This window comes from Mesorhizobium sp. M0496 (assembly GCF_040321205.1).
In the GTDB taxonomy this organism is placed as follows: domain Bacteria; phylum Pseudomonadota; class Alphaproteobacteria; order Rhizobiales; family Rhizobiaceae; genus Mesorhizobium.
In genome coordinates, this window is sequence record NZ_JAMYRC010000001.1 from 123,721 (window position 1) to 137,631 (window position 13,911).

At 62.2% G+C, this 13,911-nt stretch carries 16 protein-coding genes and 1 pseudogene; 15 read left to right on the top strand and 2 right to left on the bottom strand.

Features of this window, described 5'->3' with window-relative positions; genetic code table 11:
* Positions 1-75 precede the first annotated feature (75 nt).
* From NKI73_RS00645 to NKI73_RS00660, 4 genes are all read left to right on the top strand, one after another.
* The gene (locus NKI73_RS00645; protein ID WP_352626566.1) at positions 76-210 is read left to right on the top strand and encodes a hypothetical protein; all 135 of its coding nucleotides are present in this window, start codon (positions 76-78) and stop codon (positions 208-210) included.
* The gene (locus tag NKI73_RS00650; protein ID WP_352626568.1) at positions 207-971 is read left to right on the top strand and encodes a TlyA family RNA methyltransferase; all 765 of its coding nucleotides are present in this window, start codon (positions 207-209) and stop codon (positions 969-971) included. The genes NKI73_RS00645 and NKI73_RS00650 overlap by 4 nt, the downstream gene beginning before the upstream one ends.
* Positions 968-2,209 (top strand): class I SAM-dependent RNA methyltransferase, encoded by a 1,242-nt coding sequence (locus tag NKI73_RS00655; RefSeq protein WP_352626569.1) that lies wholly within the window; start codon positions 968-970, stop codon positions 2,207-2,209. The genes NKI73_RS00650 and NKI73_RS00655 overlap by 4 nt, the downstream gene beginning before the upstream one ends.
* 158 nt (positions 2,210-2,367) lie before the next feature.
* The gene (locus tag NKI73_RS00660; protein WP_352626571.1) at positions 2,368-2,652 is read left to right on the top strand and encodes a hypothetical protein; all 285 of its coding nucleotides are present in this window, start codon (positions 2,368-2,370) and stop codon (positions 2,650-2,652) included.
* Positions 2,653-2,676: 24 nt separating this feature from the next.
* Here NKI73_RS00660 and tldD read toward each other — a convergent pair whose 3' ends face one another.
* The gene (gene tldD, locus NKI73_RS00665) at positions 2,677-4,089 is read right to left on the bottom strand and encodes a metalloprotease TldD (RefSeq protein ID WP_352626572.1); all 1,413 of its coding nucleotides are present in this window, start codon (positions 4,087-4,089) and stop codon (positions 2,677-2,679) included.
* Between the two features lie 127 nt (positions 4,090-4,216).
* Positions 4,217-4,759, bottom strand: coding sequence for an invasion associated locus B family protein (locus NKI73_RS00670; RefSeq protein WP_352626573.1), 543 nt, complete (start codon positions 4,757-4,759; stop codon positions 4,217-4,219).
* A gap of 376 nt (positions 4,760-5,135) precedes the next feature.
* Here NKI73_RS00670 and coxB point away from each other — a divergent pair, with 376 nt between their 5' ends.
* The 11 genes and pseudogenes from coxB (at position 5,136) to NKI73_RS00720 (ending at position 13,911) form a co-directional block, all read left to right on the top strand.
* Positions 5,136-6,035: a cytochrome c oxidase subunit II gene (gene coxB, locus NKI73_RS00675; RefSeq protein WP_502905636.1), complete on the top strand. Its 900-nt coding sequence runs from the start codon at positions 5,136-5,138 to the stop codon at positions 6,033-6,035.
* 37 nt (positions 6,036-6,072) lie between these two features.
* Positions 6,073-7,725 carry a cytochrome c oxidase subunit I gene (ctaD, locus tag NKI73_RS00680; protein ID WP_352626576.1) on the top strand — a complete coding sequence of 551 codons (1,653 nt, stop codon included), beginning with the start codon at positions 6,073-6,075 and terminating at the stop codon, positions 7,723-7,725.
* 76 nt (positions 7,726-7,801) lie between these two features.
* Positions 7,802-8,746, top strand: coding sequence for a heme o synthase (locus NKI73_RS00685; RefSeq protein WP_352626577.1), 945 nt, complete (start codon positions 7,802-7,804; stop codon positions 8,744-8,746).
* A complete protein-coding gene (locus NKI73_RS00690) occupies positions 8,743-8,910 on the top strand; it encodes a cytochrome c oxidase system small membrane protein (protein ID WP_023759130.1) in 168 nt (55 codons plus the stop codon). Before NKI73_RS00685 ends, NKI73_RS00690 begins: the two co-directional genes overlap by 4 nt.
* Positions 8,910-9,542, top strand: a complete 633-nt coding sequence (locus NKI73_RS00695; RefSeq protein ID WP_352626579.1) for a cytochrome c oxidase assembly protein — start codon at positions 8,910-8,912, stop codon at positions 9,540-9,542. The genes NKI73_RS00690 and NKI73_RS00695 overlap by 1 nt, the downstream gene beginning before the upstream one ends.
* Position 9,543: 1 nt before the next feature.
* Positions 9,544-10,425, top strand: coding sequence for a cytochrome c oxidase subunit 3 (locus NKI73_RS00700; RefSeq protein ID WP_352626580.1), 882 nt, complete (start codon positions 9,544-9,546; stop codon positions 10,423-10,425).
* A gap of 148 nt (positions 10,426-10,573) precedes the next feature.
* A pseudogene (locus NKI73_RS33600) lies at positions 10,574-10,684 on the top strand (L,D-transpeptidase family protein); the annotation flags it as partial.
* A 21-nt stretch (positions 10,685-10,705) separates the two neighbouring features.
* Entirely contained in the window at positions 10,706-11,092 is a 387-nt protein-coding gene (locus NKI73_RS00705) for a DUF983 domain-containing protein (protein WP_352627295.1), read from the top strand.
* Positions 11,089-11,844, top strand: coding sequence for an SURF1 family protein (locus tag NKI73_RS00710; RefSeq protein ID WP_352626582.1), 756 nt, complete (start codon positions 11,089-11,091; stop codon positions 11,842-11,844). The genes NKI73_RS00705 and NKI73_RS00710 overlap by 4 nt, the downstream gene beginning before the upstream one ends.
* A gap of 88 nt (positions 11,845-11,932) precedes the next feature.
* On the top strand, positions 11,933-12,943 hold the full coding sequence (gene ispH, locus NKI73_RS00715; RefSeq protein WP_023759136.1) for a 4-hydroxy-3-methylbut-2-enyl diphosphate reductase: 1,011 nt from the start codon (positions 11,933-11,935) through the stop codon (positions 12,941-12,943).
* Positions 12,944-12,948: 5 nt separating this feature from the next.
* On the top strand, positions 12,949-13,911 hold the full coding sequence (locus NKI73_RS00720; RefSeq protein ID WP_352626584.1) for a homoserine kinase: 963 nt from the start codon (positions 12,949-12,951) through the stop codon (positions 13,909-13,911).

A 13,911-nucleotide genomic window follows, 5' to 3' on the forward strand; every position in this document is an offset into this window, starting at 1 on the left:
TGCTTCGGCAGTCACGCGCCTCATGCTTCGGCAGTCACGCGCCTCAACGAGTGTAGTTTTCAAAGGATAGTGGGCGTGACAGAACTAACCACCATCGTCTCAAAGCCCAATATTGCTGGGATGATGGTTGGAGTGGGTGACGAATACCTCCCGCAATGTCCGGTTGGCGCCCTTGCCATCGTCTTCGGCTTTCGCCATGAAGGCCGATGAATTCGCCTCTGCCAGCCAGCACCCGCCAGCGGCTCGACGACCTGCTCGTCCAGCGCGGGCTGTTTGCCAGCCGCTCGCGTGCCCGCGACGCGGTCGAACGCGGCACAGTGACGGTCGACGGTGTCCTCGCCCGCAAGCCGGGCCAGAGTGTTTTGCCGCAATGCCTTGTTACCATCGACGATCCGGCGCAAGGCTATGTGTCGCGCGCGGCACTCAAGCTGATCGGTGGGCTCGACCATTTCAACCTCGATCCAGCCGGCTGCGAGGCGCTCGACATCGGCGCCTCGACCGGCGGCTTTACTCAGGTCCTGCTGGAGCGTGGCGCGGCTCATGTCACCGCGATCGATGTCGGGCATGGTCAGGTGCACCCTGATGTCGGCCGAGACCCGCGTGTGACGGTGATTGAGGGCCTGAACGCGCGCGATCTCACAGCCGCCGATCTTGGCGGTCGTATTCCGGATTTCATCGTGTCCGATGTCAGCTTCATTTCGTTGAAACTGGCGATGCCGCCGGCGCTTGGCCTTGCGAAGGCTGGCGCCAAGGCCATGTTTCTGGTCAAGCCGCAATTCGAGGCCGGTCGCGAAGCGATCGGCAAGGGTGGTCTGTTGAAAGACCCCTACGACGCCTCCCGTGTCGCCGGCCTGCTGCAGGATTGGCTCGACACCGTTCCCGGCTGGCGCTCGCTCGGGCTGCATTTGTCGCCGATCGAAGGCGGCGACGGCAATCGCGAATTCCTGCTCGGTGGGATCAAGGATCGATGAGCGCGCGCTTCAGCATCAGGAAACTTGGCGCCCAGGGTGACGGCATCGCCGAGACCGAGAACGGCGATCTGTTCATTCCCTTTACATTGCCTGGCGAGATCGTCACCGCCGCGCGCGAAAGGGATCGCGCCATGCTGATGGCGGTGCTGGAAGCCTCGCCGCTGCGCATCGATCCCGCCTGCCGCCATTTCACCGAATGCGGCGGCTGCGCCCTCCAGCATTTCGAAGCTGAAGCCTATCGCCAGTGGAAACGCGAAAAGGTGGCGCACGCCCTGAAGGGCAAAGGCATCGATTGCGAGATCGGTGGACTGGTCGCCTGCGCGCCGCACACGCGCCGCCGTGTCGTGCTTGCCGCCCGGCGCACCGATACAGGCATGCTGCTTGGCTTCAACCGTCATCTGTCGCCGGAGATCATCTCCATATCGGAATGTCCGATCTCGCTGCCCGAGATCGTCAGCGCGCTCGGCCCGCTGAAGGCGCTCGCCGAGTTGATATGCGCCACAACAAAATCGTTTCGGCTGGCTGTCACCGTGACCGGTTCGGGCCTTGATGTCGCGGTACACGAATCCGGCAAGCTCGGCGAACACCAGCGCCGTATCGCTGCCAACTTCGTCATGGCCCAGGGATTTGCCCGGCTCTCGATCGATGACGAGATCGTCATCGAACCCAAGAAGCCGGTGGTCATGTTCGGCGGCGTTGCCGTTGCCATTCCGCCGGGCGCCTTCCTGCAGGCAACCGAAGCCGCCGAACAGGCGATGGCCGATATCGTCGGCGGACATCTGAAGCGTGCCAAGAAAGTGGCGGACCTTTTCGCCGGTTGCGGCAGCTTTGCCTTGCGGCTGGCAATGAAATCGGAAGTCCATGCGGTGGAGGGCGATGCGGCAGCCCTTTCGGCGCTCGACCGGGGATCGCGCTTCGCCACCGGGCTGAAGCGGGTGACGGGCGAACGCCGCGACCTGTTCCGCCGGCCGCTGACGTTCAAGGAGTTGAATGCCTTCGATGGCGTGGTGTTCGACCCGCCGCGGGCGGGCGCCGAAGACCAGTCGAAGCAGATCGCTCGTTCGGATGTGTCGTACGTCGCTGCCGTGTCCTGCAATCCGGTGACGCTGGCGCGGGATTTGCGCATCCTCATCGACGGCGGCTACACCTTGAAAAGCGTCACCCCGATCGATCAGTTCCTGTGGTCGCCGCACGTCGAGGCGGTGGCGCTGCTGGAGAAGCCGAAGAAGAGGCGGTAGGTCTTGCTATCTGTTTGACGAAACCGGCTGCGTTGCGAGGTCCGCTTTCCCGAAATCCCAATCGGATTGATCGCTAAAGTTGTGGATCATAGCCGTTGCGGTTGAACCCGCCGTTCAAAAGGGCATAATCCAAGATGGGATCGGGTAGGGGGAGGAAGATGATTTCACCAGGATTCGTTGCTGAGATTTTTGGCTCGGCGCTCGTCATGGCGCTCACCGGTGCGTTGCTCGCTTGGGTCTTGAGAAAGGTCATCCGTATAGGCTTACTGTCATCCTATGCGCTTGGCATCGCGGTTATGACGTTTGTCGGCGCAGCGCTGTATGTATTCGGCCACAATGGGACCGTCGACTACCTAAGTGCCTGGATCCAGTATGCGATCGGCGGAGTGGTCGGCTTCCTGATTTTGTATGCTACGTCGCGCCGGTCTGTCAGTAAGACGTAGCCAATGGCTCCAGTGGCCATCGCATCAAACCCGCGTGCCGCCCACCGTCATCTGGTTCATGCGCAAATGCGGCTGGCCGACGCCGACCGGCACGCCCTGTCCGGCCTTGCCGCACATGCCTATGCCGGTGTCGAGCTTCATGTCGTTGCCGATCATCGAAACGCGGTGCATGGCATCCGGCCCGTTGCCGATCAGCATCGCGCCCTTGATCGGCTGCGTCACCTTGCCGTTCTCGATCATGTAGGCCTCGGTGCAGCCGAACACGAATTTGCCCGAGGTGATATCGACCTGGCCGCCGCCGAAGGACACGGCATAGATGCCGTTCTTGACCGAGGCGATGATTTCGTCCGGCTCCATGTCGCCCGCCGTCATATAGGTGTTGGTCATGCGCGGCATCGGCTGGTGGGCATAGCCTTCGCGCCGGCCGTTGCCGGTCGCCGTCATGCCCATCAGCCTGGCATTCTGGCGATCCTGCATGTAGCCGACCAGTTTGCCGTCCTCGATGAGCACATTGCGGGCCGAAGGCGTGCCTTCGTCGTCGACGGTGAGCGAGCCACGCCGCTCGGGCATGGTGCCGTCATCGACGACGGTCACTCCCTTGGCGGCGACCTGCTGGCCCAGCAGTCCGGCGAAGGCCGAGGTCTTCTTGCGGTTGAAATCGCCTTCGAGCCCATGACCGACGGCCTCGTGCAGCATGACGCCCGGCCAGCCGCTGGACAGCACGATGTCGAAAGTGCCGGCCGGCGCCGGTATGGCCTCGAGGTTGACCAGGGCTTGCCTGAGCGCCTCCTTGGCGGCGTGCTTCCAGCTGTCTTCGACCAGGAATTCGCCAAAGGCCTTGCGGCCGCCCATGCCGTAGGAGCCGCTCTCCTGGCGGTCGCCATCGCCGACCACGACAGAGACGTTGATGCGGACCAGCGGGCGGATGTCGCGCACCACCTGGCCGTCGGCGCGCACGATCTCGACATGCTGCCAGGAGGCGGCAAGCGAGGCTGAAACCTGGCGAACGCGCGGATCCTCGGCGCGCAGCCATGCGTCGATTTCCTGCAAAAGCTTTGCCTTGGCCTCGAAGGAAGGCGAGGGGATCGGGTTCTCGTCGCCGTAGAGATGGCGGTTGGTGCGGGCGGGTGCGGCGGCAAGCGTGCCGGAATAACCACCCTTGACGGTTGAAACGGCATCCGCGGCGCGCAGCAGCGAGGCCTCGGAAAGATCGCTAGAATGCGCGTAGCCGCTGGCTTCGCCTGCGACGGCGCGCAGGCCAAAGCCCTGGTCGGTGTTGAAGTTGGCGGTCTTCAGCCGGCCATTGTCGAACATCAGCGCTTCGCTCTCGCTGTATTCGAGAAACAGCTCGCCGTCGTCGGCGCCGTTGATGGTCTCAGCGACGATCTGCTTGATGCGATCGTCTGAAATATCGAATTGGCCGATCAGGCTGTTCATGGCGCGTCCGTTCACAGGAGGAATGGGTCTTTGCCACGATGTAGGCGCGAAGGCGCGCCGAGACAATCGTCCTGCCGCATTGTAAAGGCAAATGCACTCCGACGTCAGGTTCTCGGCGTCGCTTTTGTCAGGGCAGGGCGGCAAAACCGTCGGCGAAGCCCTTGAGATCGACCGGGATGCCGATGCCTTCTTCCGGGGTCTGGAAGACGATGAAGGTGGCCGACGTGCCGGTCTTCAGCGTGTCGAGCAGCGGCTTTTCGAGAATGACCTCGGCATAGCAGCCGTCCTGGAAGCAGCGCACGAAATAGGCGCGGCCGATGTCCTTGCCGTCGACATTGAGGCCGAGCCCGTTCGGCAAAAGCACGCCGAGCGGTGCCAGCACGCGCAGGATCTCCGCCTTGTTGTCGGCGGTGCGCAGCACGACAACCGACAGTCCCATCTCCGGACGGTCCTCGGCGACGACGTTCTGCATCATCACGCATTGTTCCGACGTGGCGCCGGCCGGCGTGTCGCAAATGATCGACCACGCGCCATGCGTCGAGCGCACCGTGCCGCTCGGTTGCGCGGCGTTGGCCGTGCCGGACAAGCCGATACCGGACAGGGCGGCGAGAACGATGACCTTCGCCCAGTTTCTCGAAAACCGAGAGTTTCTCGAAAGCCAAGGGGTCATGACGGCTCCATTGCGAATCACGGCACTTTAAGCCGCGCCAAAGCCAAGTAAAGGACGAGACCGCAGCCGGTCTGCCCCGAAAAAGCCAATGCGGCGCTTTTCCCTGTCAATTTCGCCCGAATTGCGACGTCCGGCACGAGCGGCCCGCAAGAATGCGACCGTTGGCCCAACATAGGCGATTCGGGGCCACCGTCGCTGCCTTCAAAGGCACATCCGGGCTTGCGCGCAAAAATGCCGCACGGTTTCGCCCGCTCCTTTCTTGCGGAGGGAAAAAGAGTATGGTTTGAACCAGTTTGAGACTGTCGGGATTCCCGTCCCGGCATTATTCGTTATTCTCGTGGATACCGCCGCGAGGAACTGGGAGACGATGAGGGCGATGAGAAATTTCCTGGCAAACGCCAAGTTTCCAGCAAGTGCCAAGCTTCTAAGTGCTTGTGCCGCTGTCACGTTTTTCGCCGGCACATCCGCCCATGCCGACCAGCCAAAGAACTGGGAGACAACCTTCCAGGCGCCGGCGACCGATATGATGCGGCAGATCGAGTGGTTCGGAAACTACACGATGTGGTTCATCGTCCCGATCACCATCCTGGTGCTTCTTCTCCTCGCCTATTGCATCGTGAGATTCCGCGCGAGCGCGAACCCGGTACCGTCCAAGACCAGCCACAACACGCTGATCGAGGTGATCTGGACTGTCGGCCCGGTCGTCATCCTGCTTTGCCTCGCCATTCCCTCGTTCCAGCTGCTGACCGCGCAGTACACTCCGCCGGAAGAAGCAAAGCTGACCGTCAAGGCGACCGGCAACCAGTGGAACTGGGACTACGAATACCAGACCGAGAACACGCTCTCCTTCAACTCCGCGATCCTCCAGGAAACTGACCGAGCCGCCGCCGGCAAGGAGGACCGCAAGGAATATCCGCGCCTGCTTGCCGTCGACAATGAACTGGTGGTGCCGGTCAACACCATGACCCGCGTGCTTGTTACCGCGACCGACGTGATCCACTCCTTCGCCATGCCGTCGTTCGGCATCAAGATCGACGCCGTTCCGGGCCGCACCAACGAGACCTGGTTCAAGGCGGAGAAGGAAGGCCTCTACTACGGCCAGTGCTCGCAGCTCTGCGGCAAGGACCATGCCTTCATGCCGATCGCCATCCGCGTCGTCTCCGATGCGCAGTTCAAGACCTGGCTGGCGGCGGCCAAGACCGATCTGCCCGGCGCCAACAAGACGCTGATGGCCGAGGTCGACGGCCGAAACAAGGTAGCGGCCGCCGGCAACTGATGCCGCGGCCAGAAAAGATCAGGGAACGGAGCGGAACATGGCAGACGCTGCAGCTCACGACGGGCACGACCACAAGCCTTATCACGGCTGGGTGCGCTGGGTTTATTCGACCAACCACAAGGACATCGGTACGCTCTACCTGATCTTCGCGATCATGGCGGGCATCATCGGCGGCGCCCTGTCGGTTGCCATCCGCATGGAGTTGCAGGAGCCGGGCATCCAGATCTTCAGCGGCCTGGCGCAGATGGTCTACGGCATGAACGGTGACGCCGCGATCGACGGCGGCAAGAGCATGTACAACGCCTTCGCCACCGCGCATGCGCTGATCATGATCTTCTTCATGGTCATGCCGGCGCTGATCGGCGGTTTTGCCAACTGGATGGTTCCGATCATGATCGGCGCACCCGACATGGCGTTCCCGCGCATGAACAACATCTCCTTCTGGCTGCTGCCGCCGGCCTTCATCCTGTTGCTCACCTCGATGTTCATGCCGAGCGCGCCGGGCGCCTTCGGCGTCGGCGGGGGCTGGACGCTTTATCCGCCGCTGTCGACCTCGGGCCAGCCCGGACCGGCGATGGATCTGGCGATCCTGTCGATCCACATTGCCGGTGCGTCGTCGATCCTTGGCGCCATCAACTTCATCACCACCATCTTCAACATGCGCGCGCCCGGCATGACGCTGCACAAGATGCCGCTGTTTGCCTGGTCGGTGCTGATCACCGCCTTCCTGCTGCTGCTGTCGTTGCCGGTTCTGGCCGGCGGCATCACCATGCTGCTCACCGACCGTAATTTCGGCACGACCTTCTTTGCTCCCGATGGCGGCGGCGATCCGATTCTGTTCCAGCACCTGTTCTGGTTCTTCGGTCACCCGGAAGTCTACATTCTGATCCTGCCGGGCTTCGGCATCATCAGCCACGTCATCTCGACCTTTTCGAAGAAGCCGGTGTTCGGTTATCTCGGCATGGCCTACGCCATGGTGGCGATCGGGGCCGTCGGCTTCATCGTCTGGGCGCACCACATGTACACGACCGGCCTGTCGCTCGACACGCAGCGTTATTTCGTCTTCGCCACCATGGTCATCGCGGTGCCGACGGGCGTGAAGATCTTCTCCTGGATCGCGACGATGTGGGGCGGGTCGATCTCGTTCAAGACGCCGATGCTGTGGGCGCTGGGCTTCATTTTCCTGTTCACCATCGGTGGCGTCACCGGCGTCCAGCTGGCCAATGCCGGTCTCGACCGCTCGCTGCATGACACCTATTTCGTCATTGCCCACTTCCACTACGTGCTGTCGCTGGGCGCGGTGTTCGCCATCTTCGCCGGCTGGTACTACTGGTTTCCGAAGATGACCGGCTACATGTACTCGCCGGTCATCGCCAACACCCACTTCTGGGTCACTTTCGTCGGCGTCAACCTGATCTTCTTCCCGCAGCATTTCCTCGGCCTCGCCGGCATGCCGCGCCGTACCATCGACTATCCGGACGCGTTTGCCGGCTGGAATTATGTGTCGTCCATCGGCTCCTATATCTCAGCCGTCGGCGTCCTGATCTTCCTCTATTGCGTGTTCGAAGCTTTCCAGAAGAAGCGGATCGCCGGTGCCAACCCGTGGGGGGAGGGTGCAACGACTCTCGAATGGCAGCTGCCTTCGCCGCCGCCTTTCCACCAGTGGGAACAGCTGCCGAAGATCAAGTAAGGCGGCTTCCCGCTCGAATACGAAACCGCCGGTTCGCCGGCGGTTTTGGCCAACGGAATAATGGACTTAAGTACGCATGGCCCTTGTCGACGACCCATTGACTGACGAAGCGGGCTTTCGCATGTCGGAAGCAACAGCGGGCGATTTCTTCGCCCTGCTGAAGCCGCGCGTCATGTCGCTGGTGGTGTTCACAGCCTTTGTCGGCATGGTCGCGGCACCCGTGACCATCAATCCGCTGCTGGCGGTGATCGCCATCCTGGCTATTGCCATTGGCGCTGGCGCCTCGGGCGCGCTCAATATGTGGTACGACGCCGACATCGACGCGGTGATGACAAGGACCGCCAGCCGTCCGGTCCCGTCCGGTCGCATCCAACCGCACGAGGCGCTGAGCTTCGGTCTGGTGCTTTCGGTGCTGTCGGTGATGACGCTCGGCGTTCTGGTCAACTGGCTGGCGGCGACGCTGCTGGCCTTCACCATCTTCTTCTATGCCGTCGTCTATACGATGTGGCTGAAGCGCTGGACGCCGCAGAACATCGTTATCGGCGGTGCTGCCGGCGCCATTCCGCCCGTGATCGGCTGGGCCGCGGTGACCGGCACGGTCAGCCTTGAAAGCATCGTCCTGTTCCTGATCATCTTTCTGTGGACGCCGCCGCATTTCTGGGCGCTGGCACTGTTCAAGTCCGAGGATTACGCCAAGGCCGGTATCCCGATGATGCCGAACGTCGCCGGACACGCCTCGACCCGCCGCCAGATATTCGCTTACGCGCTGGTGCTGGCCCCCGTCGGTGTGCTGCCGTGGCTGCTTGGCTATACCACGCCGGTCTACGGCGTCGCCGCCGCGCTGCTTGGGCTGGGGTTTGTCTGGTACGCATGGAAAGTGCTTGCCATGGCCGACGACGACCGCGTCATGAAACCGGCCAAGGCCTTGTTCGCCTATTCGCTGCTTTATCTCTTCGCCATCTTCGCTGCCTATCTGGCCGACAGCGTTGTCGAACGCGCGCTTGCCATGGGCGGAGCATGACCATGATCGAAGAAAAGCTCGAACTGGTCACGCTGACCGAGCGGCAGAGGAAAGCCAGACGCAACCGTTCGGTCGCCATCGGTGTAGCGCTGGCTGTACTGGTCGTCATTTTCTACATCGCGACGATCGTGAAGTTCGGCCACAATCTGTCAGGCACGATGTGATGAGCGTCGACACGCCCAAAAGACCGGCCGGGAAGAGCGGCAACCTCGTCGTCGCAGCCGTCTGCCTTGCCTTCTTCACCGGCATGATCGGCATGGCCTATGCCGCGGTGCCGCTCTACAAGATGTTCTGCCAGGCGACGGGCTATGGCGGCACGACGCAACGTGCCGAGAAGCAGTATGCCGGCCGCGTGCTCGACCGTGAGATCACCGTCCGCTTCGATGCCAACATCGCCGGCGTGCCGTGGGACTTCCAGCCGGTCCAGCGCTCGGTGACCATGAAGATCGGCGAGACGGTGCAGGCGCACTACAAGGCCACCAACAAGTTCGATCGCCCCGTGACCGGCCGCGCCACCTTCAATGTGCAGCCGGAACTGGCGGGACCCTACTTCAACAAGGTCGAGTGCTTCTGCTTCACCGACACGACGCTGAAGCCCGGCGAGACGCTGGACATGCCGGTCCTGTTCTATGTGGACCCTGATATCGTCAACGTGCCCGAACTGAAGGACGTCAAGACGATCACTCTGTCCTATACGATGTTCCCGGTCGAGAAGACCAAGCCGGTCGCCTCCTCGGAGCCGGCCCAGGGCAACAGCAAGACAATTTCCAATACCGAAGAAAATCTCGGGGGTTGATATGGCAGACGCGCACGCAAAACCACAGCATGACTATCATCTCGTCGATCCGAGCCCATGGCCTTTCCTGGGCTCGGTAGGGGCGCTCGTCATGGCCTTTGGCGGTGTCTGCCTGATGGAGTACCTGAAGGGCGGTTCCTTTCCGATCTTCGGCTTCAACATCGCCAATCCGTGGCTGTTCTTCATCGGTCTGGTGATCGTGCTCTACACCATGTTCGCCTGGTGGTCGGACACGATCAAGGAAGCGCATGAGGGCCATCACACGCGGGTCGTGTCGCTTCATCTGCGCTACGGCATGATCATGTTCATCGCCTCGGAGGTGATGTTCTTCGTTGCCTGGTTCTGGGCCTATTTCGACGCCAGCCTTTTCGCCGGCGAGGTGCAGAACTACGCACGAAATACATTTACCGGTGGCGTCTGGCCGCCGAAGGGCATGGAGGTTCTCGATCCCTTCCATTTGCCGCTCTACAACACCGTCATCCTGCTTCTGTCGGGCACCACGGTCACTTGGGCGCACCATTCGCTCATCCATGGCGATCGCAAGGGATTGATCAACGGCCTGGTGCTGACCGTCGGCCTCGGCATGCTGTTCACCATGGTGCAGGCCTACGAGTACATGCACGCTCCGTTCGGCTTCAAGGATTCCATCTACGGCGCCACCTTCTTCATGGCGACCGGCTTCCACGGTTTCCATGTCATCATCGGCACCATCTTCCTGCTCGTCTGCCTGATCCGGGCGATGAAGGGTGATTTCACCCCCAAGCAGCATTTCGGCTTCGAGGCGGCCGCCTGGTACTGGCACTTCGTCGACGTGGTCTGGCTGTTCCTGTTCGCATCGATCTACGTCTGGGGATCGGTCGGCGCGGTGGTCGAAGCTCACTGATCTAGCTTTTAGGATTTCGATTTGGGGAGGGGCGGCCGCGGCGACGTGGCCGCCTTCTTCTTTTCGGCGCAATGATCGCCGATCCGTAGCCGATGCGGCCGACGATTCCCTGTGCCATTTGCGCATTCATGATCATGACGTTGCCGAGCTGCTTCAATTGGTCGACTGGACCGACGACTGCATTGCGGTTACGGACTCCGACATGGACGAAATCTGGGCAATGGTGGCCGATGGGACACCGATTGAGATCGAGCGGTAAGCAATGAGCGACGACGCTTCCATGAGCGACGACAAGGCGATCTGGCCTCCGATCGACCCGATTTCGGCCGGCCTGCATGGCCGCTGTCCACGCTGCGGCGAGGGGCGGCTGTTTGCCGGGTTCCTCACCGTCGGCAAGCGCTGCGTCAATTGCGGCCTCGACTATTCCTACGCCGATGCCGGCGATGGGCCGGCGGTCTTCGTCATCCTGATCATAGGTTTCATCATTGTCGGCCTGGCGCTCTGGGTTGAAGTCACGCTGAGCCCGCCGCTCTGGCTGCATCTGCTGGTCTGGATCCCGCTGGCTGTCGTGTTGTGCCTGACGGCGCTCCGGCTGATCAAGGGCGTCCTGCTCACCCTGCAATACCGCAACAAGGCGGCCGAGGGGCGGCTGGATCGCGGCGAATGAGCGAGGCATCCTTCAAAGCCGGTGGCCATTCGCGGCCACGGACGGCCTTGCTGTTCGGCCTTGGCACGGCACTGTTCCTGATCCTGCTGGCGCTCGGCACCTGGCAGGTCCAGCGCCTATACTGGAAGGAAGGTCTTCTTGAGACCATCGACCAGCGCACCCACTCAGCGCCACGGCCGCTGGCCGAGGTTGAGAAAGAATTCGCCGCCACCGGGGACGTCGACTACACGCCGGTCACCGCCACAGGCACGTTCCTGCACCAAGGTGAACGGCATTTCTACGCGACCTGGGAAGGCGACGCGGGTTTCAATGTCTACACGCCGCTTGCCCTGGACGATGGCCGCTTCGTCCTGATCAATCGCGGCTTCGTGCCTTACGATCTGAAGGACGCCGCCAAGCGCGCCAAGGGACAGGTGACAGGCAAGGTGACGGTCACCGGGCTCGCCCGCAATCCGCTGCCGGCAAAGCCGTCTATGATGCTTCCCGACAATGATGTGGCGAAGAACATCTTCTACTGGAAGGACCGCGACGTGATGGCGGCGAGCGCCGGGTTGCCGGCGGGCGCTGCGCTGGTGCCGATCTTCATCGACGCCGACAAGACGCCAAATCCAGGCGGCTTGCCGGTGGGCGGCGTCACCATCATCGACCTGCCGAACAGCCATCTGCAATATGCGATGACCTGGTATGGGCTTGCTGCTGCGCTCGCCGCCGTGCTTATCCTGCGACTTCGCCGTCCCGCGAAAGAGGAATGAACGCGACCGACGCCCGCCTCTCTACCGATGCCCTTGACAGGGCAGGGGTAGGCACCTCATTTCGGCTTTGATCAACCGGCCCGGATTCATGCTTCAGACAACGACCAAACCACCTTTGACGATCCGGCTCTGCCAGCCGCGCGGCTTTTGCGCCGGTGTCGACCGTGCCATCCAGATCGTCGTACTGGCGCTGAAGAAATATGGCGCGCCGGTCTATGTCCGCCACGAGATCGTGCACAACCGTTACGTCGTCGAGGGGCTGCAAAGCCTTGGCGCCGTCTTCATCGAGGAACTCTCCGAGATCCCGGCCGAACACCGGCAGTCGCCAGTCGTGTTCTCGGCGCATGGCGTACCGAAGTCGGTGCCGGCGGATGCCCAGGCACGCAACCTCTTCTATCTCGATGCCACCTGCCCGCTAGTGTCGAAGGTTCACAAACAGGCAATGCGCCATCAGCGGCTTGGCAGGCATGTGCTCTTGATTGGCCATGCCGGACATCCCGAGGTGATCGGCACCATGGGCCAACTGCCGGACGGCGCGGTGACGCTGATCGAGACCGAAGCCGATGCCGCCAAGCTCGCGCCTGCCGACCCGCAGGCGCTCGGCTTCGTTACCCAGACCACGCTGTCGGTCGAGGACACCGCCGGCATCATCCGCGCCTTGCAGGATCGCTTTCCAGCCCTGCAGGCGCCGGCGGCGGAATCGATCTGCTACGCCACCACCAATCGCCAGGAGGCGGTCAAGGAGACCGCGGCCGGCGCCGATCTCTATTTGATCGTCGGCGCACCCAATTCCTCCAACTCGCGGCGCCTCGTCGAAGTGGCGGAACGTGCCGGCGCCTCGATGTCGCTTCTCGTGCAGCGCGCCGCCGAGATTCCGTGGAATGACATCGCCAACATCTCGACGCTTGGCCTGTCGGCCGGCGCATCGGCGCCCGAAATCATCGTCGACGAGATCATCGACGCGTTCCGGCAACGTTTCGACGTGACGATCGACCTGGCCATCACGGCCACGGAAACGGAGGATTTTCCGGTCATGCGGGTACTGCGCGATGTCGAACTGACGCGGGCCGACATGGCCTTCGTCAATGGAGCCGCGTAAGGCACATGGCGGTCTACACCGACGTTGCGGAAGGCGAACTCAGCGCGTTCCTGAAGCACTATCCGGTCGGCGAACTCCTGTCTTACAAGGGCATCGCCGAAGGCACCGAGAACTCGAACTTCCTGCTGCACACCTCCAGCGGCTCCTACATCCTGACGCTCTACGAAAAGCGGGTCGACAAGGCGGATCTGCCGTTTTTCCTCGGGCTGATGGGCCATCTCGCAAAAAAGGGCGTGTCCTGCCCGCTGCCGGTGACCGCGGATGACGGCAGCGTCATCGGCACGCTCGCCGGCCGGCCGGCTGTCATCATCACCTTCCTCGAAGGGCTTTCGCTGCGGCGGCCGACAGCGACGCATTGCGGCGAGGTCGGCAAGGCGCTGGCGCAGTTGCATCTGGCCGGCGCCGATTTTTCGATGACGCGTCCGAATGCGCTGGCCATCGACGGCTGGCGCAAGCTCTGGAACGCATCCCGCGACCGCGCCGATGAAGTCGAGCCAGGCCTTGCGGCCGAGGTCGATGCCGACTTCGCCGATTTCGAGCGCAACTGGCCGAAAGACCTGCCGCAAGGCATCATCCATGCCGATCTTTTCCCGGACAACGTCTTCTTCCTCGGTGAAAAGCTTTCCGGTCTGATCGATTTCTATTTCGCTTGCGACGACCTCTACGCCTACGATGTCGCCACCTGCCTCAATGCCTGGTGCTTCGAGAAGGATTTTTCCTTCAACCTCACCAAGGGTAGGGCGTTGCTTGCCGGCTATCAGAGCGTGCGTCCCCTAAGCGACCAGGAGAAGGCGGCGCTGCCGATGCTGGCGCGCGGTTCGGCGCTGCGCTTCATGCTGACCCGGCTGTACGATTGGCTAACCGTGCCCGATGGCGGGCTGGTGATGAAACGCGACCCGACCGAGTATATCCGCAGGATGCGGTTCCATCGGGCGATCAAATCTCCTTCGGAATATGGATTGGCCTAA

Coding starts and splice junctions, on each gene's coding strand:
- NKI73_RS00660 (WP_352626571.1), top strand. CDS start 2,368: ATGATTTCACCAGGATTCGTTGCTGAGATTTTTGGCTCGGCGCTCGTC.
- NKI73_RS00670 (WP_352626573.1), bottom strand. CDS start 4,759: ATGACCCCTTGGCTTTCGAGAAACTCTCGGTTTTCGAGAAACTGGGCG.
- NKI73_RS00720 (WP_352626584.1), top strand. CDS start 12,949: ATGGCGGTCTACACCGACGTTGCGGAAGGCGAACTCAGCGCGTTCCTG.
- NKI73_RS00650 (WP_352626568.1), top strand. CDS start 207: ATGAATTCGCCTCTGCCAGCCAGCACCCGCCAGCGGCTCGACGACCTG.
- NKI73_RS00710 (WP_352626582.1), top strand. CDS start 11,089: ATGAGCGAGGCATCCTTCAAAGCCGGTGGCCATTCGCGGCCACGGACG.
- NKI73_RS00655 (WP_352626569.1), top strand. CDS start 968: ATGAGCGCGCGCTTCAGCATCAGGAAACTTGGCGCCCAGGGTGACGGC.
- ispH (WP_023759136.1), top strand. CDS start 11,933: ATGCTTCAGACAACGACCAAACCACCTTTGACGATCCGGCTCTGCCAG.
- ctaD (WP_352626576.1), top strand. CDS start 6,073: ATGGCAGACGCTGCAGCTCACGACGGGCACGACCACAAGCCTTATCAC.
- NKI73_RS00690 (WP_023759130.1), top strand. CDS start 8,743: ATGACCATGATCGAAGAAAAGCTCGAACTGGTCACGCTGACCGAGCGG.
- tldD (WP_352626572.1), bottom strand. CDS start 4,089: ATGAACAGCCTGATCGGCCAATTCGATATTTCAGACGATCGCATCAAG.
- coxB (WP_502905636.1), top strand. CDS start 5,136: ATGAGAAATTTCCTGGCAAACGCCAAGTTTCCAGCAAGTGCCAAGCTT.
- NKI73_RS00700 (WP_352626580.1), top strand. CDS start 9,544: ATGGCAGACGCGCACGCAAAACCACAGCATGACTATCATCTCGTCGAT.
- NKI73_RS00685 (WP_352626577.1), top strand. CDS start 7,802: ATGGCCCTTGTCGACGACCCATTGACTGACGAAGCGGGCTTTCGCATG.
- NKI73_RS00705 (WP_352627295.1), top strand. CDS start 10,706: ATGAGCGACGACAAGGCGATCTGGCCTCCGATCGACCCGATTTCGGCC.
- NKI73_RS00695 (WP_352626579.1), top strand. CDS start 8,910: ATGAGCGTCGACACGCCCAAAAGACCGGCCGGGAAGAGCGGCAACCTC.